Here is a 22,766-nt window from a genome sequence, read left to right as displayed (position 1 = left end):
TATTGTGAGAATTCTAATCATGACTGATCGGTCCACAACAGGTCAGGGGACTATGGTAACCGTAACGCTCTGTTTACCCAAATTGATTTGAAGAGATTTTTAAAAGTAACGATGTCGTTCTGATTATGTCTGTTGATTTGTGTTTGCGGAAAACCTCACTCTGAAACTGTAGTTGCTTTAGAGCAGGGGGTTAGTAACTGTTAGCTTGAATCTACCCGAATCTACGCACACGTACTCAGATGAATAGATTCATAGGCAATGATGTAACGACAAGAACACCCTAATATGGTCGCCGTTGCGTGTTAACCCTGTTCTTACAAGGAGAGCTTCAAGTGGTTCTACATACATCACGGCGATATGCGTCCTGCTTTCACAGAGCCTCTGTGGGGTAGCAGTCGACTTGGCATCCTTCCCGGATAGAATGATTTTCATATATAATTAAACATTATTTAGTTTTTAGCGATTGAACTAATCAAGATTGATCGAGATGTCTAAGCAATTGTTGGCGCAGGATGGGTTGGGAGTTTTAACTGTGTTTCTCCTTCAGCTGTCCGACAGTCCTTGCAAGAAAGGCCCAAAATGAATGTAGATAGGCATTGACGCGTCATGAGCCGAACGATACGAGGACACACAATTGAACTACGTCCAAACAACGTACAGGCCACCCACTTCTCCAAAGCATGTGGCATTGCTCGTTTATCGTACAACTGGGCACTCTCGGAATGGCAGAGACAATTTCAAGCGGACAAAGACTATCGAAATGAATGCTTAACGCAGGGCATTGAAGTCGATCAAAAGAAACTCAATGCACCTTCGCAGGGGAAATTACGCATGCAGCTCAATGCGATTAAGCGTGAACAGTTTCCATTCATGCTCGAGGTCACAAAATGTGCTCCACAACTTGCGATCATACAGCTGGGGGTGCCTTTAAGCGTTTCTTTGCCGGACAGGGCAAATACCCAAGATTTAGAAAGAAAGGTGTCGATGATCGATTCTCGCTGTCCAACGATCAATTTCACGTGGATGGAAAACGAATTAAGATTCCCAAGCTTGGCTTTGTCAGAATGCGAGAGAAATTGCGTTTTAACGGCAAGATCTTATCCGCCAAAGTGTTTAGACGGGGTGTCAAATGGTTCGTGAGCATTTCGGTTGAATTATCAGAGCCCATACCGATTTCGCCTAAGACAGGTCAATCCATCGGAATTGATTTAGGGATTTTGAATCTAGCCACGTTATCCAATGGTGAGGTCAAAGCACCACTCAAAGCTTTGCAAAATAAATCGTCCCGATTAAGGAGAGCGAATCAAGCATTGAGCCGTCAACAAATCGGTAGTCGTCATCGTGCCAAAGCGAAAACCAAGTTAGGTACGTTACACAGCCAAGTTTCCAACGCTCGTCAGGATTTCTTGCATCAAATCACGACCGATTTGGTGCGCAAGTATGATGAAATTTGCATTGAGGATTTAAACGTCAACTCCTCTACAAAGCCAACCAGTCTGGCAAAGTCGTGAAGTCCGTGGGCCGATTCTTCCCCAGTAGCAAAACATGCTCAGGATGTGGAGAAATCTGCCATGACTTGACTTTAAAGATGCGTAGTTGGCAATGTCAGGCTTGCGGTGTGATGCATGACCGTGACATCAATGCCGCAAAAAATATTCTGCGTTATGCAGAGACAGTATTGACGACAATTTAATGCGTCAATAGGCGGAAAGTTATTCCGTGTCAGCCTATGGAGTTGAAGTAAATCCTAGCGGCTGTGTGCCGCTAGGTGTTGACGGAGAAGTAGGAAGAGAACATCAAATGTACGGTGAGTAGATTTGAGTAAGTTTTTGTAACGGTTCAATCAATAAGCATAAGTGCATCAAGGTCCAGAATGGTGATTTTGCGTAGTCCAGTTTGTGCAATCCAGCCTGCTGCTTCAAATTCGCTCAATCTACGACTAATAGTTTCTGGAGTGGTGCCAAGAAAGGAGGCAAGGTATTTACGACTCATGGGCAAACTGAAAGTATGGGATTCTACCTGCTCAGCCTGCTCGATTAGGTAGTTTGCGAGACGTGCATTAATCGACACAGTGGCAATTGCTGTTGTCTGTCGTTCGCTCGTACCCAGTCGCCTAGAGAGTTCCGCAAGTATATGTAAGCTGATGTTAGGGTGCTGGGTTAGAAGTTCATGCACATCGGATTGGAAAATTGTACAAATTTCGGATGCCTGCATGGTTTGTGCGTAGGAATCATGTGCTGAGGCCGAGAATAAGGCCAATTCGCCTGCAAAATGGCCAGGAGTTAGGATACGTACGAGTTGCTCCTTGCCAGTATCGGAAAGCCGATACACCTTGACCTTGCCTTTATGAACGATAAAAAGCTTGTTGGAAGGTTCACCGGCACGGTGAATAAATTCTCCCCGCTCATAGGTACGCATAGACGCCTTGCCAGCAATGGCACTCAGTACATCGGAAGGTAAATGATTGAAAATGGGTACCTTTGAGACGCATAGTGCTGGTATATGCTCATCATTTGTATGAGATATGTGAGAAGGAGAATTCAGATTCATATTTGAAATTTATTGAGTTTATTAAAATGGTACAGACGCTCCAGAGAATCAGTTGGAGAGTCTGTACTGGTTTTAGTTAAGCTTCAGGCTGTCGCGTCTTTGTAGTCACTGCGCATTAGGCAGTTTGGCAATCTGAGTTGCAACCTGCCACATTATGGATTTTTGTCTCTCTTTTTGCATGTGCCCTATAGCGTATCAGTCTAACGGCATTGAGTGTGACGAGTATGACGCTGAGTTCATGGATGAGCATGCCTGAAGCCAAGAATATCTTACCCAGTAGAACGCCTGCGAGTAATAGTACGACAGTGCCCACGGCTAATATGGTGTTCTGCAGCATATTGCGGACAGTCGCCTTAGCAAGGGAGTAGGCATGTGAGAACTGATCCAATCGATCGGACATCAAGACGATATCTGCGGTTTCCATTGAAATATCAGTTCCACCGATCCCCATTGCAAGGCCGACATCGGCGGTGGCGAGCGCTGGTGCATCGTTGATGCCGTCGCCAACCATAGCAACACGATAGTTCTGACTCTTGAACTTATTAACCCAGTGCACTTTATCTTGTGGCAATAGTTCAGCATGGACTGCATCAAGACCCAGTTCGTTGCCCACCAGTTGTGCTGTATGACGATTATCGCCTGTGAGCATAACCATCTTTTTTACACCCGCATCTCTGAGCTGATTAATGGCGAGCTTGGCTTCGGGTTTGATCTGATCCGCAATGGAAATTACACCCATCAGTTGTTTGTCAATTGCAATTAGGACAGCGGTATTACCGGCTTTTTCTCGACTGACTGCATAAGCATCGGCTTGTTCTGGAATGGAGACGCCCTGGTCAGCCATGAGTTTTCGGTTGCCGATCGCTAGATGCTGACTAGCCACGATGGCAAGCATACCACCGCCCTTAATGATTTCAACGTTCTGTGGCTCTTCATTTAAAGGGAGTTCTCGCTTTCTAGCTTCAGCAACAATGGTCTGTCCCAGATGATGCTCAGATAGCCTTTCGGCTTCGGCCACCAAACGCAGAAGTGTGTTTTCATCTATACCCCAGCTTTTGATTTCGGTGACTTCAGGCTTGCCTCTGGTTAGAGTACCCGTTTTATCGAAAATGACGAGATCGATTTTGGAGAGTCTCTCCATGATTTCACCGCCTTTGATCAACACGCCATTGCGCGCTCCATTTCCGATGCCCGCTACCATGGAAACTGGCGCCGATATAACCAACGCTCCTGGACAGGCGATGACTAGGAAAGTTAATGCCAATTCGACATTGCGTGAGATGGCGTAGACCAGTATCGACAGAATTACGATGGCTGGCGTATAGATCTGGGCGAACCGATCAAGAAATTTCTGCGTAGTGGTTTTTGACTCTTGAGCCTCTTCGACCATTTCGATGATTTTAGCAAAAGTCGTGTCATCGCCTACGCGATCAGCAGTCACTTCAATGTAACCATTGTCGATAATGGTGCCGCTGTACACTCGGTCACCTATCGATTTGCTGGCTGGTACGGATTCACCAGTAATAGCGGCTTCGACAATCAGCGCTTGGCCAGAAACGATCGCACCATCGACTGCGACTTTTTCACCAGATCTGATGAGTACTCTATCGCCTTCGACGACTTCTTCAACAGGCAGTTTGATATGACCTTCGGGACGGATGACTGTTGCTTCGGTCGGAGTCTGATCGATGAGATTTCGAAGTGATGAACGGGTTTTCTCTAGCGTGCGGGATTCCAGATATGCACCAAAAATGAAGAGAAAGGTTACCACTGCCGATTCAACGTATTCGCCAATAATCAGGGCGCCGATAACAGCGATCGTGACCAGTAATTCAATACTGAAGGCCTTCATACGTAAAGCTTTGAACGCCTTGATGGCAATAAAATATCCGGCAAACAAAGATGATGCAATCAGGACATAGTCTTTCCACTGTGAAAATCCTGCCAAGTGTAAAACCAGTGCGACTAACAATAACAGGCCGGTGATACCGGCGATCTGAGAGTTTTTCATTTGTTTCATGTTGTGCTCCAGTACATCCAGGTATAAGGGGATAAAGATCGATCACTGCATGGCGATCGATCTTCTTCAATCTTGTTTAAGAAGTTTTTTTGGATAGAACTGGATAACCAAGTCGTACGAGGGTGTTTTCCAGCGCATCGGCATCGGTTTTAGAACTGTCGTACTCTGCGCGCACACGGCCGGAATTGAACATCACCTTAACCTCGTTAACGCCATCGACTCTTTTAAGCGTATTTTCGATTTGCTTTACACAGGAAGGGCAAGTGAAAGGTTCCATGTTGAAAACAGCTTTTTGCATGATTTACTCCTTGTTGATGAATGAATGACTTCATCGTAAGGTAAGAAGATGATTCCATGCATTGACGGGTGACAAGTTTTTGGTCAACTAAAAATTAAGATATAAATTGATTGATTACGCTATCTTTCTTTAAAATCAATTTCTTGAATGGGGAATGCAAAAACCTTTTGGAAGTGAATTGCCTTTCAATAAGAAAGTGTCTAAGGTGAATGGAGATGCAATCACGCAGATAGTCAAACTGGTAGCAAAAGCATAAATTCCGTGCACGTACGGTGGTTATGTCACTAATACCGTTGTCGCTGTTGTCATCAATCGGATTAAGCTGTGGTAAATCGTAAAACTTATCAGATTGATATTGTAAAACATAAGGCTTCTTACAACGTATTCGAAATTTCTTTGCTTTAGCGAAGGGAAACGTCTGAGGCATGTGATAAATAAAACTCTCGTCGAGGCCGAAATGAATAATGATAATGATGCTCAGGTTTGGCAAGAGGTTCTTGATTTTTGGTTTCCTGAAGGACGATCGCTTCAGATCGATTCAACGACACATAAAGACTATTGGTTTTGGCGGATGCGCGGTGGTGCGGACAATGAGATTGTGGATCGGTTTTCAGATCTGACAGAAAAAGCTGCAGCTGGACATCTAGATCACTGGGCATCTGAACCCGATGGACGATTAGCACTGATTATTGTGCTGGATCAGTTTTCAAGATCTGTGTGGAGAGATAGTGCTCGTGCCTTCGCCCAGGATCCTGCCGCACTAAGGCTAACAATGGAGGGTTTGTCCAATGGCCACTATGCGACACTATCGATGCCGTGGTTTAAGATTGTGTTTGGTTTGCCGCTTGGGCATTGTGAAGGGGATGATCACCTCGAGAGGCTCGATCTCCTTATCCAACTTCGCCAAGACATAGCAGATCAAGTGCCCGCGCAACTTATGCCGATCTATCAGTCTTTAGTAAAACAGGCTCAAGATGTTCGCGAGATTATTGCAACGTTTGGGCGGCACCCTCATCGCAACCAGCTTCTTGTTCGACCGTCCACGCCAGCCGAAGAAATCTACATTGTAGAAAAACAATTTCCCCATTTGCGTGCGTTTAAAAACTAATTCTTTGTATGATTCAGGATTTGTAGGCGGAGTATTCCTAAGGAAAGTGACTAGACGTCAGGCACTTCGTTGATAGTGGGGTACTGACGCTTTTTGTGTGGATTACGCGCAGCATTTTTTAACTACGTCCACACTTTCCCATCGACGGGCGCAATACCTTTGAGTGAATTGCTTGCTTGACCCGTTCATTCATGTGCGAGTCAAGCAAGCTCATTAGTTTTTGACTTGTTAGCGGCTTTAGCCGCTCTTAATGATTTTTCGCTAGGCGGGGCGTTTTGCTCACTTATATATCTGTTCACCACGTCTAGGCTTGTTCCGTCGCAGGAAACAACACAGTAACTCGGGGACCAAAACTGCTTTCCCCAAAGCATTGTTTTTACATGGTCTTTAAACTCTTTTCTAATCAGATAAGATGACTTTCCTTTTAGCTTGCTGACTAGGTTAGCGACTGCGACTTTGGGATGAATAGATACCAATAAATGAACATGGCTATCTTCACCACTGAACTCCAAAAGTTCACAGCCCATTTGCTCACAAGTTTCCATGAATACACCTTGAAGGTACTCTAGCATTTCTTTTGTGAAAACCATTTGTCTATATTTTGTGGTAAAGACTAGGTGTGCATAATTCTTATAAAGGCATGATCTGCCTGTTCGCCAGTTATGCATTTTCGCTTAATAGTTGATTGAATGATGTGTAATATTTTAGTACAACAATGCGAATGAATCATCTAGAAAAAGAGGATCAAGCTTGTTGATATCAAACTTCACGCCAATCCAACGCCTGAGCAAAAGAAAGTGCTTAGCCAATGAATGGGTTGCGCGCGTTTGATCTGGAATGCGAAAGTGGATGAGGAACGCGACCACCGTATTTTTGCGAACAAATATTATCAACAGGGACTTACAAATTCACTTTGCAACCGCTTTTATGGACTTGTTTGTTTGGAGAAAGCCGACCTTTGCGTACAATATGCTCTTACATTTGATTTGACACCATGGGTTCCCTCGCCCCCATTTGCTAAAAAGGTTTTCATGTCTGCATCATCACGCACATCACATGCGTCGACGTCTTCAGAGACTTCGCACGATCAATACGCATCTTCTCGACAATCGGCAACCATGCTGTCTCTCCCGGATAAACGACTGAGTCTGCTGGTGACATGGCTTGTCGTCATGCATATGCTGATCATCATTGCCAGTAATTATCTAGTTCAATTGCCGATTGATCTCTTTGGATTTCATAGCACTTGGGGTGCGTTTAGCTTTCCGATTATTTTCTTGGTGACTGATCTAACGGTTCGTTTAATTGGTAAGCACCAGGCTCGACAAGTGATCGCACGAGTGATGCTACCGGCGTTACTCGCATCGTATGTGGTGTCTGTTTTGTTTCAGCAAGGGCAGTTCAATGGTTTTGAGTCCTTAACTACATTTAACCTCTTTGTCTTTCGGATTGCTTTCGCTAGTTTTGCGGCCTATGTATTGGGTCAGTTATTGGATATTCAGGTTTTTGATCGCATGCGACGTCAATTTGCTCAGTGGTGGATTGCGCCAGCGGCAGCAGCGCTGTTTGGTCAAGCGCTCGATACGTTGGTGTTTTTTGCGGTTGCTTTCTGGCGTAGCAGTGATGCCTTTATGGCAGAGAACTGGATTGAAATCGCGTTTGTTGATTACGTCATCAAGTTGATGGTGAGTCTGTTGCTCTTTGTGCCCATGTATGGTGCCGCTTTAAGTGCGATTACACGCGTTATTCGCCATCGTGAGACGGTATCACCCAAGTTTTGTTGATGGTTGACAGGACATTACAGACAAATCAGTTTGTTTTGTTTAGCATGTGAACAATTGTGCGGGTCTTGTATTTTGAGTGCTAGATCTGCACCCTGATTGTGTCGCTATCCGAAAACTTTGCTGTCAATCTGATGGGACTTTTTGTGTATAGCAAATTGGCGTACAAAGTCTATGTCTCCTTCTGATGTGTCTTCCTCTTCAAGTACAGTGACCAAAGCGCTGAGCGCAGAAAAAATCATCTTATCGGGTATCTGCGCACTGATTCTGACTTTGGGAATCGCTCGATTCGCCTACACACCTTTGTTGCCTATCATGCAAAGCCAAGCCGGTCTGACCTATGTGTCCGGCGGTTTGCTTGCCGCCGTGAATTACGGCGGCTATATGACGGGTGTTGTACTGGCGATGCTGATTACGCGTCCTAAGTCGCGGTTTTACGCCTATCGAATTGGGCTGGTTCTGGGCGTATTGTCAACAGTCGGGATGGCGTTGAGCACCGATGTGTTTGTCTGGGGCATCATGCGTTATCTGGCGGGCTTAGCGAGTGCGGCTGGCGTTTTGCTGTCCTCGGGATTGATATTGCACCACTTGATTCGTCTCGGAAAACGCCCACAACTAGGCTTGCATTTTTCTGGGCTGGGTTTGGGTACCGTTGTCTCGGGTCTCACTGTGATTCTGACGGTCCATTCATTGATCTGGTCGGGGCAGTGGGTGGTGTTGGGTATCGTCGGTTTGATGTTTTTGTTTCCAGCCTGGTTCTGGTTGCCCGCACCCGTGGTTGAATCAACTTCAGCTAAACCTGTCGCCTTGATTAAACGCAAAATCATGGAGCCTTGGACGCTCTGGATGATTCTGGCTTATTTCTGTGGCGGCTTCGGATTTGTTGTGGGTGTTACTTTTATTGTGGCTTTTTTGGTTGAGTTGCCGCAGTTAACCGGTCAGGGAGGCTGGGTCTGGGTGGTGGTTGGGATTGCCGCTGCACCATCGACCTTTTTGTGGGATCGGGTTGCTTTGCGCACCGATAATTACATTGCATTGATGCTGGCCTATGCGCTGCAAGGTGTGGCCATGATTTTACCGGCCATCAGTGATGTTGTCCTTGTCAATATGATTGCTGCGGCTTTATTTGGGGCGACCTATGTCGGAGTTGTGAGCTTGACGCTAACCATTGTTGGGCAACGCTATTCGGACAATCCATCACCTGCTATGGCCCGTATTACCTTTGGATATGGCATTGCGCAGATTTTTGCACCAGCAATGACTGGCTATTTAGCCGAACTCACAAATAGCTACAGCAGCTCGTTTGTCATTAGCGGCCTAGTGATGTTGTTGGGAGTCGGGTTACTCTGGAAAGCGAAGCGCTGTTCCGAAGCTGGAAATGTGACGGCTGTCTAGGAATTATCCTAAAGAGCCCGCCATCATGGTATTTTTGAAGTTGCATTGCGATGCGACTAGAAGCCGTTGGAACTGAACCTTTTAGGGGCGCCGCAGATTGCATCTTTCTGATAAGGATGAGAGACACTTATGATCAACAAAATTGTGGCCACTGTGGAAGATGCCGTTGCTGGAATTAAGGACGGTTCGACAGTGTTGGTAGGTGGGTTTGGCGGTGCTGGCCAGCCAATCGAATTGATTGATGCATTGATTGAACAAGGAGCCAAAGATTTGGTGATTGTGAACAACAATGCTGGAAATGGCGAGACCGGCTTGGCAGCGTTAATGAAAGCTGGCCGAGTCCGTAAAATTATTTGTTCCTTTCCGCGTCAGGCTGATTCGTACGTGTTTGATGGCCTGTATCGTGCTGGAAAAATTGAGCTTGAGCTTGTCCCACAAGGCACGTTGGCAGAACGTGTCCGTGCTGGTGGTGCAGGGATTGGTGGCTTCTATACACGTACAGCGGTTGGAACGCCTTTAGCCGAAGGTCGCGAAGTCCGAAATATTGATGGCAAAGACTATTTGTTTGAGTCTCCAATTGTGGGTGACGTGGCATTGATTAAAGCGCGTACAGGAGACCGTTGGGGCAACTTGATCTACAACAAATCTGCGCGTAACTTCAACCCGGTTTGGGCAACAGGCGCGACGCTGACGATTGCTCAGGTTAACGACACTGTGGCGCTGGGTGAACTTGATCCAGAAGCCGTTGTCACCCCGGGTATTTACGTCGATCGAATTGTCAAAGTGTAAGTTTGAGGAGCATAACAACATGACTCGTTTAACGAGAGATCAGATTGCAGAGCGGCTGGCACGTGACATTCCTGAAGGTGCTTATGTCAACTTGGGGGTTGGTTTACCTACTAAGGTGAGTAACTATTTACCTCAGGACAAAGATATTTTTCTGCAAAGTGAAAATGGCATTCTGGCCATGGGCCCTTTGGCAAAAGAAGGCGAGGAAGACTGGGATTTGGTGAACGCCGGTAAGCAGGCTGTGACTTTGCTGGATGGTGGTAGTTACTTCCATCACGCAGACTCATTTGCCATGATGCGCGGTGGCCATTTGGATTATTGTGTTTTAGGGGCGTTTCAAGTGTCCCGCTATGGTGATCTAGCTAACTGGTCGACTGGCGAACCAGATGCCATTCCTGCAGTGGGTGGTGCAATGGATTTGGCGGCTGGTGCACGTGCTACTTACATCATGATGGAATTGCTAACTAAAACGGGTGAATCAAAACTCGTGGAGAACTGCACCTATCCACTGACCGGTGTGCAATGTGTCAAACGCGTTTACACGGATTACGCCGTGTTTGAAATTGAGCCAGAAGGCGGCGTTGTGCGTGTGATTGATGATTGCGCAGGCGTTGGTATGGATGAGCTCAGACGTCTGACAGGACTAGATCTGGTTGACTGATTGAGTCTTACCGCTTGTGGATGGCCCTGATGAGTGATTAGTCCACAAGCCGATTCAAGCGCTGAACATCGAGCGACTTGTTCTCTGGTTGCTCGATTTTTTTGCCTAACGATTCGATCGCTTGGCATAGCTGACTAATGCGTTCATCTTGTTGTGCGGTATGTCGGATGAGTTCCTGAACCACTTTAACCAAAGGGTCCGTATCGGTCGTATCCACTGCATAAGCCGTAAACCCGGTTTCTTTCTCTGGGTTTTGCTTGGACTGCTCCGTGAGTTCGACCTGTGCTTTCATTGTGATTGTCTCGTGCATCACCGATGTAGTAGACCTAGACCCTGTAGAGGCAGACTTAACGTTCAGGTGTCCGGTGAGCATGTCCTGTAGGGGGGCAGGATCTAGACGACCTTTACCGCAATCGGGTTGTACGGGTTGGGTGGATGGTACAGTTTCTTCAGTGGTTTTTTTAGGTGTTGAACGGTCAATGATGCGCGCAGGGTTGCCAACTGCGGTTGCGCCTGCTGGAACTGGTTTGACCACAACCGCGTTTGAGCCAATCCGAGCATCATCGCCAACCGTAAAGCCGCCCAATACTTGTGCGCCTGCACCGACTACCACATTGCGACCTAAGGTGGGGTGGCGTTTTTTGCCTTTGTAGAGTTGTGTACCACCTAGGGTGACACCCTGATAAATCGTGCAGTCGTCACCAACTTCGGCTGTCTCACCAATCACTACACCAAATCCATGATCAATAAAGACACGGGAGCCAATGACAGCGCCGGGATGGATTTCAATACCAGTCAACAAGCGTCCGATGTGAGATAAAAAACGGGCAAGCCAATACCAACGCAGTCGCCACAGACGACTCGATAGACGGTGAAACCAGATGGCATGCAGTCCTGGGTAACACGTCACGATTTCAAGTTTGCTGCGTGCGGCTGGATCCCGTTCGAGGATGCAGGCGATGTCTTCTTTGAATTGTTCAAGCATGGTTCAATCGTAACTGAAGCGCGTTGTTGAAAACGTCAATGTCCATTTGACTGATCGGGTTTGGTCTCATTTTTGATGCGAGGCGTCGCACGCGAGGCGATTTCATGCATGGCAGTACACACTCCGCGCCACATGTTCACTTCGACCTGGCTGAGTTGATTGCGGTTAAATAAATGTCGCATTCGGGTCATGAGTTTTTTGGGATGTGCAGGATCTAGAAACTCAATCGCCATCAAAGCCGTTTCCCAATGCGTTAAAAAAGCTTCGAGCGCTTCTGTGCTGGCCAGCACCTTACCTTCGTCTGGTTTTTGGATGGGTGTTTGAGGCAGGTCAATTTGCCCGTCTAATAAGGCGTAACGGATCTCCCAAGCAGCTAGTTGTAGTGCTTGGGCAACGTTTAATGAGCTGTAATTTGGATTGGCAGGGATGTGACAGACACGTTGGCATTGCGCAATTTGCACATTGCTTAGGCCTGCGCGCTCACAGCCCAACACCATGGCGACTTGATTTTCTGGGTTGTCGCTCAAATGTTGATGCGCTAACTGAGCTGCTTGTCGAATATCCACCGCCGGTGGCCCTAGATCACGTGGTCTGGCCGTTAAGGCAAATGCCAGTGTCACAGGAGCGAGCGCCTCTGATAAGCTCTTGCTTTGATGGGTTTTTTCTAGAATATCGGTGGCACCACTCGCTAGTGCTATAGCCTGTGAGTCTGTTGTCATCTCGGGATGTTTAGGGGCAGCAAGCCACAGCGATTCAAAGCCCATTGTCTTGATTGCACGGGCTGCCGAACCGACATTTCCAGGATGACTTGGCTCAGTCAGGATGAAACGAACGCGTTTGAAGCTTGAAGTCAACTAAAATCCCCAGATTACTTGTGTTGAATAAAAGAAATTTACATGCATCCAATGTTGAACATGGCCGTCAAGGCCGCCAGACAAGCTGGCAATATTATCAATCGCGCGAGCCTGGATTTAGACCGACTGAAGGTTGCCCGTAAAGGTAAGCGGGATTTTGTGACCGACGTGGACCATGCTTGTGAGCAAGCCATCATTGAGACGCTGCACACAGCATACCCCGATCACGCTTTTCTGTCGGAAGAAGCCGGTCGCATTCATCATCCAGAAGATGGCTCAGAACCCGAGTACGAATGGATTATCGATCCATTAGACGGGACAAGCAACTTTATTCACGGTTTGCCGATTTATGCTGTATCGATTGCGCTCTTGCATCGTGGTCAATTGTCGCAGGCGGTCATTTATGATCCATCGCGCAATGAATTGTTTACGGCCAGCCGAGGGGGTGGTGCTTTTCTGAATGACCGTCGAATTCGTGTCTCAGGACAACTCAGACTGGGGGATTCACTGCTCGGTGGGCGTTGGCCAAACCAGCAGGCCACGGGTGGCGCGTCCTACGATCATTTGCGACGCCTGGGTCAGGAAAGTGCAGGCGTGCGACGTACTGGATCCTCGGTACTGGACTTGGTGTATGTGGCAGCCGGCCGTCTGGATGGTTTTTGTGGGGTGAATCTGCAGCCGTGGGATATGGCGGCGGCTGGCCTCATGATTTTAGAAGCCGGCGGATTGGTTACAGACTTTTCGGGTGAGCAGGATTGGTTGCGCAGTGGTGACATGATTGCAGCGACCCCAAAAGTGTTTGCTCAGATGTTGCCATATTTCACGGCGTGAGTTTGCACAACCTCAGACGTTCTTTTTTTAGTACCATGATTTTTTAAATCACAAAGGGGTTCTGCATGGATTGGCTGTTTGACCCAACTATCTGGGTCGGCCTGATCACACTGATTGTCCTTGAAATTGTTCTAGGCATCGACAATCTGATTTTTATTGCAATTCTGGCAGATAAGCTGCCACCGCGGCAACGGGATCAAGCGCGCTTGCTTGGTCTGAGTCTGGCGCTGGTGATGCGCTTATTCTTGCTCGCCGGAATTTCCTGGCTCGTGAAACTCACAGCGCCGTGGATTGAAATCAGTGATTATTCGTTTTCTGGGCGAGACGTTATCTTGATTTTGGGTGGGTTTTTCCTACTCTTTAAAGGAACGTTAGAACTACACGAACGAATTGAAGGCAAACGACATACCACGACAGGGCCTCGTGTTTACGCGAGCTTTGGCGTCATCGTGACGCAAATCGTGATTCTGGATGCGGTGTTCTCGCTAGACGCCATTATTACCGCCGTGGGTGTGGTCAATGACTTGCCCGTGATGATGGCTGCTGTCATCATTGCCATGGCCGTGATGTTGCTAGCGTCTAAGCCACTGACACGATTCGTCAATGCTCATCAGACCGTCGTGGTTTTGTGTCTGGGCTTTTTGCTGATGATCGGTTTCTCACTGGTTGCAGAGGGCTTTGGATACGATGTGCCCAAAGGCTATCTGTATGCGGCCATCGGGTTTTCGATTCTGATTGAATTACTCAACCAACTGGCAAGACGCAATCTGCGCATGCTTGATACCGACCGACCGATGCGTGAACGCACCGCAGAAGCTGTGCTACGCATGTTGGGTAAGCGACCCACGCAAGAGCTTGTGGATCAGCCTGATGAAGAAATGATGCAACAGGAAGAACTTGCTTTTGCGGTTGAAGAGCGCAATATGGTCAGTGGCGTTTTGACGTTGGCTGAGCGTTCTGTGCACTCCATTATGACCCCCCGCACAGAAATTACCTGGATTGATCTGAATGATGATGTTCAGACGATTCGAGAGCAGATTGAAGCAGCTCCGCACAGCTTTTTCCCGGTCGGGCGCGGTTCGATTGATGAGATTGTGGGTGTGGGACGTGCTCGCGCCATGATTGCGGATTTGCTCACTTATGGGCATATCCGAGAAGGGCGTCTCAAAGATCCAATTATCGTGCATGACACCATCAGCGTCATTCGCTTGTTGGATACGTTAAAGCATTCTAAGGGTCAGCTTGTGTTGGTGGCCGATGAGTTTGGTTCCATCCAAGGGTTAGTGACACCTATTGACGTGTTTGAGGCGATTGCGGGTGAGTTCCCAGATGAAGATGAGGTGCCAGATATCGAGCCCGTGGACGAGCTGCATTGGCGCATTGGTGGGGCAGCGGACTTGCATCTGCTGGAGCAGGTGTTTGAAACTGACGGCCTAGTCGATGATGACGAAGACTATACGACCCTAGCTGGATTCTTATTGGCGCGATTTGGTCAATTGCCCTCTGAGGGTGATGAGTTCGAGTTCCAGGGGACTGGCGCCACTTTTCGGTTCCGCGTCAAAGAAATGGACGGGCGACGCATTGCGCTGGTGGATGTTGAGAAACAGCGTAATGACAGTTTTATGATGGATGCGGGAGAGGGCAGTTGAGTATTTTGGAATTGCAGCTGTTAAAAGGTTTTTTTCTGGGCCTTGTGGAGGGTGTGACCGAATTCATTCCCGTTTCAAGTACCGGGCATTTAATCCTGATTGGTGAATGGATCAACTTTGCATCGACGGAGTCCAAAGTCTTTGAGGTGGTCATTCAGTTGGGTGCGATTCTTGCCATCATTTGGCTATTTCGTGAGCGTCTGATTCGACTGGTGCGCGGTAGTCTAGTAGAGCGTGATCCCGTTGAGTTGAGTTTTTTACGTAACCTGATTATTGCGTTTTTACCGGCCGCAGTGATTGGGGCGATTTTTATCAAATCTATTAAGTCTCTATTTTTTCATCCGGGCGTTGTTGCGATCACCTTGTTTGTGGGCGGTTTAATTATGTTGTGGGTCGAGCGTAAGCGGGCTGTCCCCCTGCAGCCAACTGCAACCAAGCTTGAGCAAATCTCTTGGAAGCAAGCCCTCGGTGTTGGGTTTGCGCAGTGTCTGGCCATGATCCCAGGGACTTCGAGATCAGGTGCCACGATTATCGGTGGCATGGTGGCAGGTATTGAGCGTAAAACGGCGACTGAGTTTTCTTTTTTTCTCGCTATCCCAACGATGTTGGGGGCAGCCGTCTATGATTCCTACAAACATTTTGGGGAGCTTAGCCAAGCGGATATGCTGACCATTCTGGTGGGCTTTGTGGCTGCTTTCTTAAGTGCTTTGCTGGTTGTGCGGGCGGTGCTCGCCTTTGTGTCTAAACACACGTATCGTGCATTTGCTTGGTACCGAATAGTATTGAGTTTATTCGTTGCTTACTTTGTGTTCTGAGGTAATTGGTTCAGCGCGTATAACCTCATGGCCGAGTCGGTGATTTCTAACCAGCCGCCTCGTGCCTGAGCATTCTGCGGCAAATGATCGCATTCCCAGTCCGGTAAAACCCAGCGATCAAAACAGTTTTGTGACGATTGATGGGATAAGTGTCGTTTTGAAGTCGTTTGAGCATGCTTAGGAGGGATCCGGTAATGACCAGGCTGATGTGTGTGGCCGTGAATCATAGATGTCAGCTTATGCTCCAGCAGGGCCGTGCGCAAAGGGTTGTCTTGTACGTCATAGCGGCCATCGTCATCTGATCTTTCCATATTCTGACTAGTGTTGCGCATTCGTTGCGCAATCCGTTGACGTACTGAGAGTGGCAGCTTCAGAAATGCCTGTTGAATCCAGTTTGTTCGAACAATACGTCGCAAACGTTGATAACCTAGATCTGCCGTACAAAACTCATCACCATGTGCAAGTAAAAAACGTTGCGAATGATTACATGAGATCGTCAAGCATTGTGATTTCGTTGGGTGTTTATTGGGTTGAACTTCGAGGATGACTTGGGCTGGTAGAAAGCGTGCACCAAGCTGATGCGCAAAGTCGGCACCGATGAGAAAATCGCGATTACCACCCATGATCCAGAGCGGAATGGCGTGGGCAGTCTGATGCAGGTGGTGGATGGCGGTTTGTAGCCAAGGTTCAGGTGATTTAGTCCAGTCATCTCCTAACCAGACTTCAAAAATATCACCAAGCAAAATCAGGGCGTTTGTCTGATTTCGCGCATGTGCCAGAAACTCATAGAAGGCCTGGCACGTGCGCGGATTGTGAGATCCAAGATGGATGTCAGAGGCGAGCCAGACAGGCCCGCTGACACGCAGATCACTCAACAATGATGGCTTTGTCGATGATGACATCTTCGACAGGGACGTTTTGGTGGAAACCGGAGTTGCCTGTTTTAACGCCGCGGATTTTATCTACGACAGCCTGACCTTCGACGACTTTACCAAAGACGGCGTAGCCCCAGCCTTGAGGCGTTTTGGAGGTATGGTTCAGAAAATCATTGTCTGAAACATTAATGAAGAACTGACCTGTAGCGGAATGGGGATCGTTAGTGCGCGCCATGGCCAGTGTGTAGCGATCGTTTTTCAGACCATTGTCTGCTTCGTTTTCAATTGGATCGCGGGTTGTTTTTTGATTCATGCCGGGCTCAAAACCACCACCTTGAATCATGAAGTTATCAATGACGCGGTGAAAAATCGTGTTGTCGTAAAAACCGTCGCGCACATATTGCAAGAAGTTTTCAGCAGATTTGGGTGCGTTGACGGGATCAACTTCGATCAAAATTTCACCAAAATTCGTGGCAAGTTTGACGCGATTGGATTCGCTCATGGTTGTTTTTCCTGTATCAGTGGATTGTGCGGTTTGTGCAAATGCGGGGGTCAGTGCCACCGCCGAAGAGATCGCCATCCAAGCCATTGCTTGGCGGCTTTTATGAAACAAAGAATGAATAGTGCTCATTTGATTTGAAATATAAAACGCTAAGAAAGAGTGCGAAAAAATAAAGATTAGGGCCGAGTCTGACCAAAGACAGCCTCAAGCTGCTTGAGACGCTGTTTGGCTCCCGGAGTTCCCAAACGGCTTGCTTCACGATAATCGCGCATTGCTTGCAGTAAACGAACATCGGCTAAATTCGCCAGCGCCTGACCAAATCTTGGATCATTGCTGTTGGCCGTTAAAAGCGCTTGTTCAGCTTCATCCAAACGACCTTCTCGAATATACAAAATGGCCAGATTGTTCCAGGGCTGTGCCAGTTCAGGAAACCGGAAAGTCATGTCTTGATAGATCGCCTGGGCTTCCTTGTCACGCTTAAGTGCTTGTAAGGCCCTAGCTTTTTGAAACATGAGCTGTACATCAGTTCCGGGTGAGGTGGAAGTCGCTAGAACCGTTTCGCGGGCTTCGATTTGTTCAAGTGCTTGTCTGGCCTGACCTTGATTGATCAGTGCTTCGATCTTATTGGTGACTTCGGTGCCTGACGGTGTGAGCTCGGTATTGATCGATGGTGTCAGTACATCGAGCATTTCAGCAAGCGCCTCCCAACCACGATCGGGCGCACCCAACAGTTTTTCATCGGATGTTTGTGCCATGACGCTATTGACGCAGAGCATCAGTGATACGGTTGTCACAAAATGTCGCCAGTGTGAAACGCGTTGACGTGAAACGTGCAAACGCGAGCGCACAGATTGGTTGTTTTTTTGAGGCTCTGACGGTTTCGCCAAAGCATTGGTCGTTGAAGTGCTGGTGTCGAACATGAACGAATCAGACCCACGTTGTTATACTGATCATCGACGTATTGTAGCCAGCCTTGGGCCATGTTGCGTGTTGAGCCGCTGAGATTTGGATTGTTGTGGGTCTAGGAATCCTGAAAGGGTGTGTCACAGCAACAAATCATGAGTCTCGATCAGGCGTCTATCATGCGATTCGCGCAATCGGTTGTATACATGTCATTCATTCAATATTCACGGAAAAGATTACATCACCATGCTCCAGATTTATGATTCTTTGTCACGCAGCAAACGGCCCTTTAAACCGGTACATGACGGTCAGGCAAGAATGTATGTTTGCGGAATGACGGTCTATGACTTTTGTCATTTGGGACATGCCCGTATGCTCGTTAGCTTTGACGTGGTGGCACGTTGGTTACGAACACTAGGCTACAAAGTGACCTATGTGCGTAACGTGACCGATATTGATGACAAAATTATCCGACGTGCGGTCGAGACCAACCGTAAAATCTCGGATGTCACACGTTTTTATACAGATGCCATGCATGCCGATGAACGCGCGCTGGGTGTGCAATCTCCCGATGATGAGCCGCGCGCGACAGCTTTTGTGCCCGATATGCTCGATATCATTGAACGTTTAGAGCAGCGAGGTCTAGCCTATCGAAGTGAGGATGGGGATGTAAATTACGCAGTGCGCAGTTTCCCAGAATACGGCAAGCTCTCTGGTAAATCGCTGGATCAGTTACGAGCAGGCGAACGTGTGGCGGTGTCAGACGGCAAGCGCGACCCATTAGACTTTGTGCTCTGGAAGGCGGCTAAACCCGATGAGCCCGAAGAGTCACGTTGGCCTTCCGCATATGGCTGGGGGCGTCCCGGTTGGCATATTGAATGCTCGGCCATGAGTCGCGCCAGACTGGGCTTACCCTTGGATATTCATGGGGGTGGACCGGATCTGAAGTTTCCTCATCATGAAAATGAAATTGCACAATCTGAAGGCGCATTTGGTGGCGTGTTGGCCAACACTTGGATGCATTGCGGTTCGTTGATGGTCGATACAGAAAAGATGTCCAAGTCTTTGGGTAACTTTAAAACAATTCGGCAAACCATTGCCGTGGGTGAACCACAGGCTGATCAGGCTGAATATGATTTCAACCCACGTGAAGCACAGATGCTGCGGTTTTTTATCGTACGCAATCACTATCGCAGCATTCAGAATTACACCCCAGATAATCTGGTTGATGCGCAAGCTGCACTCGATCGTCTTTATCAGACGCTGGCCAGTGTGACGCCTGAAGAAACCGAGATTGATTGGACGCAGGGATCTGCTTTCCAGTTTGCGCAAGCAATGAACGATGACTTTAATTCATCTTTGGCGGTTGCCGTATTGTTTGAACTAGCGGCCAAAGCCAATCGTGATCAGGATGCCAAAGCCAGTGGTCTGATGAAGGCCTTAGGTCAGGTGTTGGGCTTATTGACAGTCGATCCAGATGTTTATTTGCAAACAAGCTCACGCTACACGCGTGTGGCTATGTCGGCTGAACAAACATCGGATGAATCAGGTGAGTTGACTGACATCGAGGTGCAAGCTTTGGTGGATGCGCGCAGTCAGGCTAAACAAAATCGAGATTTTGCAAAAGCCGATGAAATTCGCGATCAATTGGTTAAAGCAAAGATCCTTGTGGAAGACAAACCGGGCGGTCTGACGCGCTGGCGTCGGGCTTAAGGCGCGTGTCACAGCCTTTGATCGAGGAAATTATTTTGAGGCCAGATTATTGGGATGAGGCAACGGATAGTCTGATGGCGCAAGATCGAGTTTTGCGTCGTCTGATTCCGCAGTTTCCCAGTATCCATCTGGCTTCGCGTGGCAATCCGTTTCTAACATTGGCCCGTTCCATTGTTGGGCAACAGATTTCTGTGAAAGCCGCCGAGTCTGTCTGGCAACGCACTTTGATTTGCTGTGCACAGGATCCGAACCCACAAAAGTTTCTGTCGCTTGAAGAAAGTGCGCTGCGTCAGGCCGGTCTTTCACGCAGAAAAGTTGAGTATTTACAGGATTTGGCTCGACACTTTGTCGAAAACAAAGTCCATCCGGCCTTGTGGGACGAGATGGATGATGAAACAGTTATTCGGGAATTGACACAGATACGTGGTATTGGTCGTTGGACGGCGGAAATGTTTTTGATTTTCTTTTTGCTGCGTCCAGATGTTTTACCGTTAGATGACGTGGGATTGTTGCGGGCTATTTCGAAACATTATTACAGTGGGGAGCCGGTTTCACGGTTTGATGCCAGAGAAGTGGCGCAAGCTTGGGTGCCTTGGCGTACAGTGGCCACTTGGTATTTGTGGCGCAGTCTGGATCCGGTGCCTGTTGAGTATTGACAGGTGTTTAGGCAGATATTCACGAGAATGAACCAGCCGCAATTCGCACGAATGTTAAAAGAGTTGTATAACTGCGTGTTTGTGTGATTTGTGGGTACCTGTTTGCAAATGATGAACGCGATGGTTTTATATCAAAGTGTGACTTGCACGGACTTGCGATGCAACACGCGTTAAACTGTGCCGCTGAAATGGGATCATGAGAACATGAGCAAAAGCGTAATGCGCAATACATTTTTAGAATTTGAGCAGCCATTGGCTGAGCTGGAAAACAAGATCGAACAGCTTCGTTATGTACAAGCAGATTCGACTGTTGATATCTCTGAGGAAATTTCTCGTCTGCAACAAAAAAGTCAGACATTAGCCAAAGAGATTTATGCCAAGCTCACGCCTTGGCAAACGGCGCTGGTTGCACGCCATCCCCAGCGACCCTACACATTGGACTATGTGCGGGAGATCTTTACAGATTTCCATGAGTTGCACGGTGATCGGATGTACGCGGACGACAAAGCCATTATTGGTGGACTAGCACGATTTAATGGCACACCTTGTATGGTGATTGGTCACCAGAAAGGTCGTGACACTAAAGAGCGTGCATTGCGTAATTTTGGGATGCCGCGCCCTGAAGGCTATCGCAAAGCTTTGCGTTTGATGAAGCTTGCAGAAAAATTCAATATGCCGATCTTCACTTTTGTGGATACACCAGGTGCCTACCCCGGCATTGGTGCAGAAGAAAGAGGTCAGTCTGAAGCGATTGGGCGTAACTTGTTCGAAATGGCTCAGTTGAAAGTGCCCGTCATCTGTACTGTGATCGGAGAAGGTGGTTCGGGCGGTGCGCTGGCTATTGCGGTGGGCAATGCAGTGATGATGCTGCAATACTCAACGTATTCTGTGATTTCACCTGAAGGTTGTGCTTCAATTTTGTGGCGTGATGCGGCGAAAGCACCCGATGCAGCCCAAGCACTGGCCATTACAGCAGATCGTTTGAAATCGCTTGGTTTGATTGATCGTGTGATTAATGAGCCTATCGGTGGTGCACATCGCGACCCGCGTGTAATGGCTCGTTTATTGCGTCGTGCATTGACAGACTCGTTGCGTCAGTTGCGCGCGCTGAGTCCACAAGAGCTGGTTGAGCATCGCTTAAATCGTCTGCTGGCTTATGGTAAATTCACGGAAACCAAGAATTAAGCGATCTGTGCAGCTTCAATCATCAGCAGAATCGAGCCAGACGGCGATACAGACATGTCTGGCTCAGCTTTTAAAGCAATATCCTAAGGTTCTTCAAGCCTTAAAAAACACACTCTTAGAATCGGTTGGAGAACAGCCATGGGCGATTGCGCTCAGCGGCGGACCCGATTCAGCGGCTCTGGCGTTGTGTGCAGCAGCACTGTTTCAAGCCCAACAAGATCAGATACAAAGTACAAGTCGCTCTAAAGCAAAGACGAAACAACCCTTACTTCAGGCGCCCAAGCTATTTCACATCCATCATGGCTTACAAAGTCAAGCTGATGGCTGGCAAGCACAAGTTCAAGATTTGTCTCAATTGCTGGGTTTAGATTTGATCGTGCACAGAGTTGTGGTCGATTTAAAGCAAGGGCAGGGCATGGAAGCTGCAGCTCGTCTCGCTCGCTATGAAGCGTTGCAGACAATGGCAGCGCAGGCGAATATTGCAAAGATTGTGTTGGCCCATCACCTGAATGATCAAGCAGAAACTGTTCTGCAACGTTTGTTTCGTGGTGCCGGAGTGGCTGGCATGGGTGCCATGCAAACAGTCACTAAGCAAGCGAGCTTGGTTTGGCTTAGACCTTGGTTAGATCTTAGTCGTGAGGCGATTTTAGAGGTTCTGGTACCGTTTCGTGAGGCGACTGGCTGGGTTGCAGTCGATGATCCGACCAATCTGGATCCTGAGCTGGCGCGTGGTCTGATTCGTCGTCATTTGGCAGGACCGATCGAGCAGCACTGGCCTCGTTGGCAACAAAACCTGGCGCGCCATGCACGGCAGGCGCAGCAAGCACAAAATTTGTTGTTGCAGTACGGTGATCTTTTGATTGAACAGATTCGATTGGATACCCAGCCGGTTGAATCAATCGAGCCTGTGAGTCCTGTCAATAAGCCACCGAATTTGGATTTGCGTGGTTGGCGCGCATTGTCAGGCGATCAGCAGGCTCTGGTGATTCGGACTTGGTTAGACCGGGCAGGGCGGCGAATGCCGACAGAAGCTAGGTTGTCTGAACTGTGTCGACAGCTGAATCAATTGCATGCTTTAGGTCATGATCGTCATCTGTTGTGGCGTCAATCAGACTGTGAAGTGAAATGCCATGCGGGAATCGTGTCTCTTCACGTTACAATGGACGGCCCCCTTGTCTGAGGCTTTAGCCCAGAAA

The 22,766-nt window shown here is 48.0% G+C and carries 23 protein-coding genes and 1 pseudogene; 15 read left to right on the top strand and 9 right to left on the bottom strand.

The genetic code is table 11. The features are described from left to right. Positions 1-606 precede the first annotated feature (606 nt). From ACOI06_RS06335 to ACOI06_RS06325, 3 genes and pseudogenes are all read left to right on the top strand, one after another. Positions 607-690 (top strand): annotated as a pseudogene (locus tag ACOI06_RS06335) (hypothetical protein); the annotation flags it as partial. A gap of 197 nt (positions 691-887) precedes the next feature. Then, positions 888-1,511, top strand: coding sequence for an RNA-guided endonuclease InsQ/TnpB family protein (locus tag ACOI06_RS06330; protein ID WP_420661696.1), 624 nt, complete (start codon positions 888-890; stop codon positions 1,509-1,511). Then, positions 1,508-1,693: a zinc ribbon domain-containing protein gene (locus ACOI06_RS06325; RefSeq protein WP_420661695.1), complete on the top strand. Its 186-nt coding sequence runs from the start codon at positions 1,508-1,510 to the stop codon at positions 1,691-1,693. Before ACOI06_RS06330 ends, ACOI06_RS06325 begins: the two co-directional genes overlap by 4 nt. 146 nt (positions 1,694-1,839) lie before the next feature. On the opposite strand, the gene ACOI06_RS06320 is transcribed toward ACOI06_RS06325, so the two are convergent. From ACOI06_RS06320 to ACOI06_RS06310, 3 genes are all read right to left on the bottom strand, one after another. Continuing rightward, a complete protein-coding gene (locus ACOI06_RS06320) occupies positions 1,840-2,418 on the bottom strand; it encodes a Crp/Fnr family transcriptional regulator (protein ID WP_420661694.1) in 579 nt (192 codons plus the stop codon). Between the two features lie 247 nt (positions 2,419-2,665). Then, positions 2,666-4,570, bottom strand: coding sequence for a heavy metal translocating P-type ATPase (locus ACOI06_RS06315; RefSeq protein WP_420661693.1), 1,905 nt, complete (start codon positions 4,568-4,570; stop codon positions 2,666-2,668). Between the two features lie 76 nt (positions 4,571-4,646). Next, complete coding sequence (locus ACOI06_RS06310; RefSeq protein ID WP_420661692.1) at positions 4,647-4,868, bottom strand: heavy-metal-associated domain-containing protein; 222 nt, start codon at positions 4,866-4,868, stop codon at positions 4,647-4,649. A 457-nt stretch (positions 4,869-5,325) separates the two neighbouring features. On the opposite strand from ACOI06_RS06310, the gene ACOI06_RS06305 reads away from it, so the two are divergent. Next, positions 5,326-5,976, top strand: coding sequence for a DUF924 family protein (locus ACOI06_RS06305; protein WP_420661691.1), 651 nt, complete (start codon positions 5,326-5,328; stop codon positions 5,974-5,976). Between the two features lie 200 nt (positions 5,977-6,176). On the opposite strand, the gene tnpA is transcribed toward ACOI06_RS06305, so the two are convergent. Beyond that, positions 6,177-6,644, bottom strand: a complete 468-nt coding sequence (gene tnpA / locus ACOI06_RS06300) for an IS200/IS605 family transposase (RefSeq protein ID WP_420661690.1) — start codon at positions 6,642-6,644, stop codon at positions 6,177-6,179. Between the two features lie 450 nt (positions 6,645-7,094). Here tnpA and ACOI06_RS06295 point away from each other — a divergent pair, with 450 nt between their 5' ends. From ACOI06_RS06295 to ACOI06_RS06280, 4 genes are all read left to right on the top strand, one after another. Continuing rightward, complete coding sequence (locus ACOI06_RS06295) at positions 7,095-7,760, top strand: 7-cyano-7-deazaguanine/7-aminomethyl-7-deazaguanine transporter (RefSeq protein ID WP_420661847.1); 666 nt, start codon at positions 7,095-7,097, stop codon at positions 7,758-7,760. A gap of 171 nt (positions 7,761-7,931) precedes the next feature. Continuing rightward, positions 7,932-9,152 carry a YbfB/YjiJ family MFS transporter gene (locus ACOI06_RS06290; RefSeq protein ID WP_420661689.1) on the top strand — a complete coding sequence of 407 codons (1,221 nt, stop codon included), beginning with the start codon at positions 7,932-7,934 and terminating at the stop codon, positions 9,150-9,152. A 129-nt stretch (positions 9,153-9,281) separates the two neighbouring features. Next, the gene (locus tag ACOI06_RS06285; RefSeq protein ID WP_420661688.1) at positions 9,282-9,941 is read left to right on the top strand and encodes a 3-oxoacid CoA-transferase subunit A; all 660 of its coding nucleotides are present in this window, start codon (positions 9,282-9,284) and stop codon (positions 9,939-9,941) included. A 19-nt stretch (positions 9,942-9,960) separates the two neighbouring features. Further along, entirely contained in the window at positions 9,961-10,602 is a 642-nt protein-coding gene (locus tag ACOI06_RS06280) for a 3-oxoacid CoA-transferase subunit B (RefSeq protein WP_420661687.1), read from the top strand. Between the two features lie 37 nt (positions 10,603-10,639). Here the strand turns inward: ACOI06_RS06280 and cysE are convergent, their stop codons facing one another. Beyond that, positions 10,640-11,587: a serine O-acetyltransferase gene (gene cysE / locus ACOI06_RS06275; protein WP_420661686.1), complete on the bottom strand. Its 948-nt coding sequence runs from the start codon at positions 11,585-11,587 to the stop codon at positions 10,640-10,642. A 35-nt stretch (positions 11,588-11,622) separates the two neighbouring features. Next, on the bottom strand, positions 11,623-12,441 hold the full coding sequence (locus tag ACOI06_RS06270) for an RNA methyltransferase (protein ID WP_420661685.1): 819 nt from the start codon (positions 12,439-12,441) through the stop codon (positions 11,623-11,625). 42 nt (positions 12,442-12,483) lie between these two features. Between ACOI06_RS06270 and ACOI06_RS06265 the strand changes: the two genes are divergently transcribed. The 3 genes from ACOI06_RS06265 (at position 12,484) to ACOI06_RS06255 (ending at position 15,736) form a co-directional block, all read left to right on the top strand. Next, positions 12,484-13,272 carry an inositol monophosphatase family protein gene (locus ACOI06_RS06265; RefSeq protein WP_420661683.1) on the top strand — a complete coding sequence of 263 codons (789 nt, stop codon included), beginning with the start codon at positions 12,484-12,486 and terminating at the stop codon, positions 13,270-13,272. 65 nt (positions 13,273-13,337) lie between these two features. Further along, complete coding sequence (locus tag ACOI06_RS06260) at positions 13,338-14,921, top strand: TerC family protein (protein ID WP_420661682.1); 1,584 nt, start codon at positions 13,338-13,340, stop codon at positions 14,919-14,921. Beyond that, the gene (locus ACOI06_RS06255; protein ID WP_420661681.1) at positions 14,918-15,736 is read left to right on the top strand and encodes an undecaprenyl-diphosphate phosphatase; all 819 of its coding nucleotides are present in this window, start codon (positions 14,918-14,920) and stop codon (positions 15,734-15,736) included. The genes ACOI06_RS06260 and ACOI06_RS06255 overlap by 4 nt, the downstream gene beginning before the upstream one ends. Here the strand turns inward: ACOI06_RS06255 and ACOI06_RS06250 are convergent. The 3 genes from ACOI06_RS06250 to ACOI06_RS06240 all read right to left on the bottom strand — a co-directional run bounded on the left by ACOI06_RS06250 (position 15,721) and on the right by ACOI06_RS06240 (position 18,033). Beyond that, entirely contained in the window at positions 15,721-16,638 is a 918-nt protein-coding gene (locus ACOI06_RS06250) for a UDP-2,3-diacylglucosamine diphosphatase (RefSeq protein ID WP_420661680.1), read from the bottom strand. The two genes, ACOI06_RS06255 and ACOI06_RS06250, sit on opposite strands and share 16 nt — an antisense overlap. Further along, positions 16,604-17,113 carry a peptidylprolyl isomerase gene (locus ACOI06_RS06245; RefSeq protein WP_420661846.1) on the bottom strand — a complete coding sequence of 170 codons (510 nt, stop codon included), beginning with the start codon at positions 17,111-17,113 and terminating at the stop codon, positions 16,604-16,606. The genes ACOI06_RS06250 and ACOI06_RS06245 overlap by 35 nt, the downstream gene beginning before the upstream one ends. A 176-nt stretch (positions 17,114-17,289) precedes the next feature. Further along, positions 17,290-18,033 (bottom strand): hypothetical protein, encoded by a 744-nt coding sequence (locus ACOI06_RS06240; RefSeq protein ID WP_420661679.1) that lies wholly within the window; start codon positions 18,031-18,033, stop codon positions 17,290-17,292. Positions 18,034-18,262: 229 nt separating this feature from the next. On the opposite strand from ACOI06_RS06240, the gene cysS reads away from it, so the two are divergent. The 4 genes from cysS (at position 18,263) to tilS (ending at position 22,750) form a co-directional block, all read left to right on the top strand. Continuing rightward, on the top strand, positions 18,263-19,729 hold the full coding sequence (cysS, locus tag ACOI06_RS06235) for a cysteine--tRNA ligase (protein WP_420661678.1): 1,467 nt from the start codon (positions 18,263-18,265) through the stop codon (positions 19,727-19,729). A 5-nt stretch (positions 19,730-19,734) separates the two neighbouring features. Further along, positions 19,735-20,385 carry a DNA-3-methyladenine glycosylase family protein gene (locus ACOI06_RS06230; RefSeq protein ID WP_420661676.1) on the top strand — a complete coding sequence of 217 codons (651 nt, stop codon included), beginning with the start codon at positions 19,735-19,737 and terminating at the stop codon, positions 20,383-20,385. 219 nt (positions 20,386-20,604) lie between these two features. Continuing rightward, the gene (locus ACOI06_RS06225) at positions 20,605-21,570 is read left to right on the top strand and encodes an acetyl-CoA carboxylase carboxyltransferase subunit alpha (RefSeq protein ID WP_420661845.1); all 966 of its coding nucleotides are present in this window, start codon (positions 20,605-20,607) and stop codon (positions 21,568-21,570) included. A gap of 7 nt (positions 21,571-21,577) precedes the next feature. After that, positions 21,578-22,750 carry a tRNA lysidine(34) synthetase TilS gene (gene tilS / locus ACOI06_RS06220; RefSeq protein WP_420661675.1) on the top strand — a complete coding sequence of 391 codons (1,173 nt, stop codon included), beginning with the start codon at positions 21,578-21,580 and terminating at the stop codon, positions 22,748-22,750. Positions 22,751-22,766 lie beyond the last annotated feature (16 nt).

Origin of the sequence: Orrella sp. 11846 (assembly GCF_048820935.1) — a bacterium.
In the GTDB taxonomy this organism is placed as follows: domain Bacteria; phylum Pseudomonadota; class Gammaproteobacteria; order Burkholderiales; family Burkholderiaceae_B; genus Algicoccus.
This window is presented reverse-complemented; position numbering and strand designations above follow the sequence as displayed.

Excerpts from the sequence above, each read along its gene's own strand:
- ACOI06_RS06330 (WP_420661696.1), top strand. The coding sequence starts at position 888 with ATGTGCTCCACAACTTGCGATCATACAGCTGGGGGTGCCTTTAAGCGT.
- ACOI06_RS06320 (WP_420661694.1), bottom strand. The coding sequence starts at position 2,418 with ATGCGTACCTATGAGCGGGGAGAATTTATTCACCGTGCCGGTGAACCT.
- ACOI06_RS06315 (WP_420661693.1), bottom strand. The coding sequence starts at position 4,570 with ATGAAACAAATGAAAAACTCTCAGATCGCCGGTATCACCGGCCTGTTA.
- ACOI06_RS06310 (WP_420661692.1), bottom strand. The coding sequence starts at position 4,868 with ATGCAAAAAGCTGTTTTCAACATGGAACCTTTCACTTGCCCTTCCTGT.
- ACOI06_RS06305 (WP_420661691.1), top strand. The coding sequence starts at position 5,326 with ATGAATAATGATAATGATGCTCAGGTTTGGCAAGAGGTTCTTGATTTT.
- tnpA (WP_420661690.1), bottom strand. The coding sequence starts at position 6,644 with ATGCATAACTGGCGAACAGGCAGATCATGCCTTTATAAGAATTATGCA.
- ACOI06_RS06295 (WP_420661847.1), top strand. The coding sequence starts at position 7,095 with ATGCTGTCTCTCCCGGATAAACGACTGAGTCTGCTGGTGACATGGCTT.
- ACOI06_RS06290 (WP_420661689.1), top strand. The coding sequence starts at position 7,932 with ATGTCTCCTTCTGATGTGTCTTCCTCTTCAAGTACAGTGACCAAAGCG.
- ACOI06_RS06285 (WP_420661688.1), top strand. The coding sequence starts at position 9,282 with ATGATCAACAAAATTGTGGCCACTGTGGAAGATGCCGTTGCTGGAATT.
- ACOI06_RS06280 (WP_420661687.1), top strand. The coding sequence starts at position 9,961 with ATGACTCGTTTAACGAGAGATCAGATTGCAGAGCGGCTGGCACGTGAC.
- cysE (WP_420661686.1), bottom strand. The coding sequence starts at position 11,587 with ATGCTTGAACAATTCAAAGAAGACATCGCCTGCATCCTCGAACGGGAT.
- ACOI06_RS06265 (WP_420661683.1), top strand. The coding sequence starts at position 12,484 with ATGCATCCAATGTTGAACATGGCCGTCAAGGCCGCCAGACAAGCTGGC.
- ACOI06_RS06260 (WP_420661682.1), top strand. The coding sequence starts at position 13,338 with ATGGATTGGCTGTTTGACCCAACTATCTGGGTCGGCCTGATCACACTG.
- ACOI06_RS06250 (WP_420661680.1), bottom strand. The coding sequence starts at position 16,638 with ATGTCATCATCGACAAAGCCATCATTGTTGAGTGATCTGCGTGTCAGC.
- ACOI06_RS06245 (WP_420661846.1), bottom strand. The coding sequence starts at position 17,113 with ATGAGCGAATCCAATCGCGTCAAACTTGCCACGAATTTTGGTGAAATT.
- ACOI06_RS06240 (WP_420661679.1), bottom strand. The coding sequence starts at position 18,033 with ATGTTCGACACCAGCACTTCAACGACCAATGCTTTGGCGAAACCGTCA.
- cysS (WP_420661678.1), top strand. The coding sequence starts at position 18,263 with ATGCTCCAGATTTATGATTCTTTGTCACGCAGCAAACGGCCCTTTAAA.
- ACOI06_RS06225 (WP_420661845.1), top strand. The coding sequence starts at position 20,605 with ATGCGCAATACATTTTTAGAATTTGAGCAGCCATTGGCTGAGCTGGAA.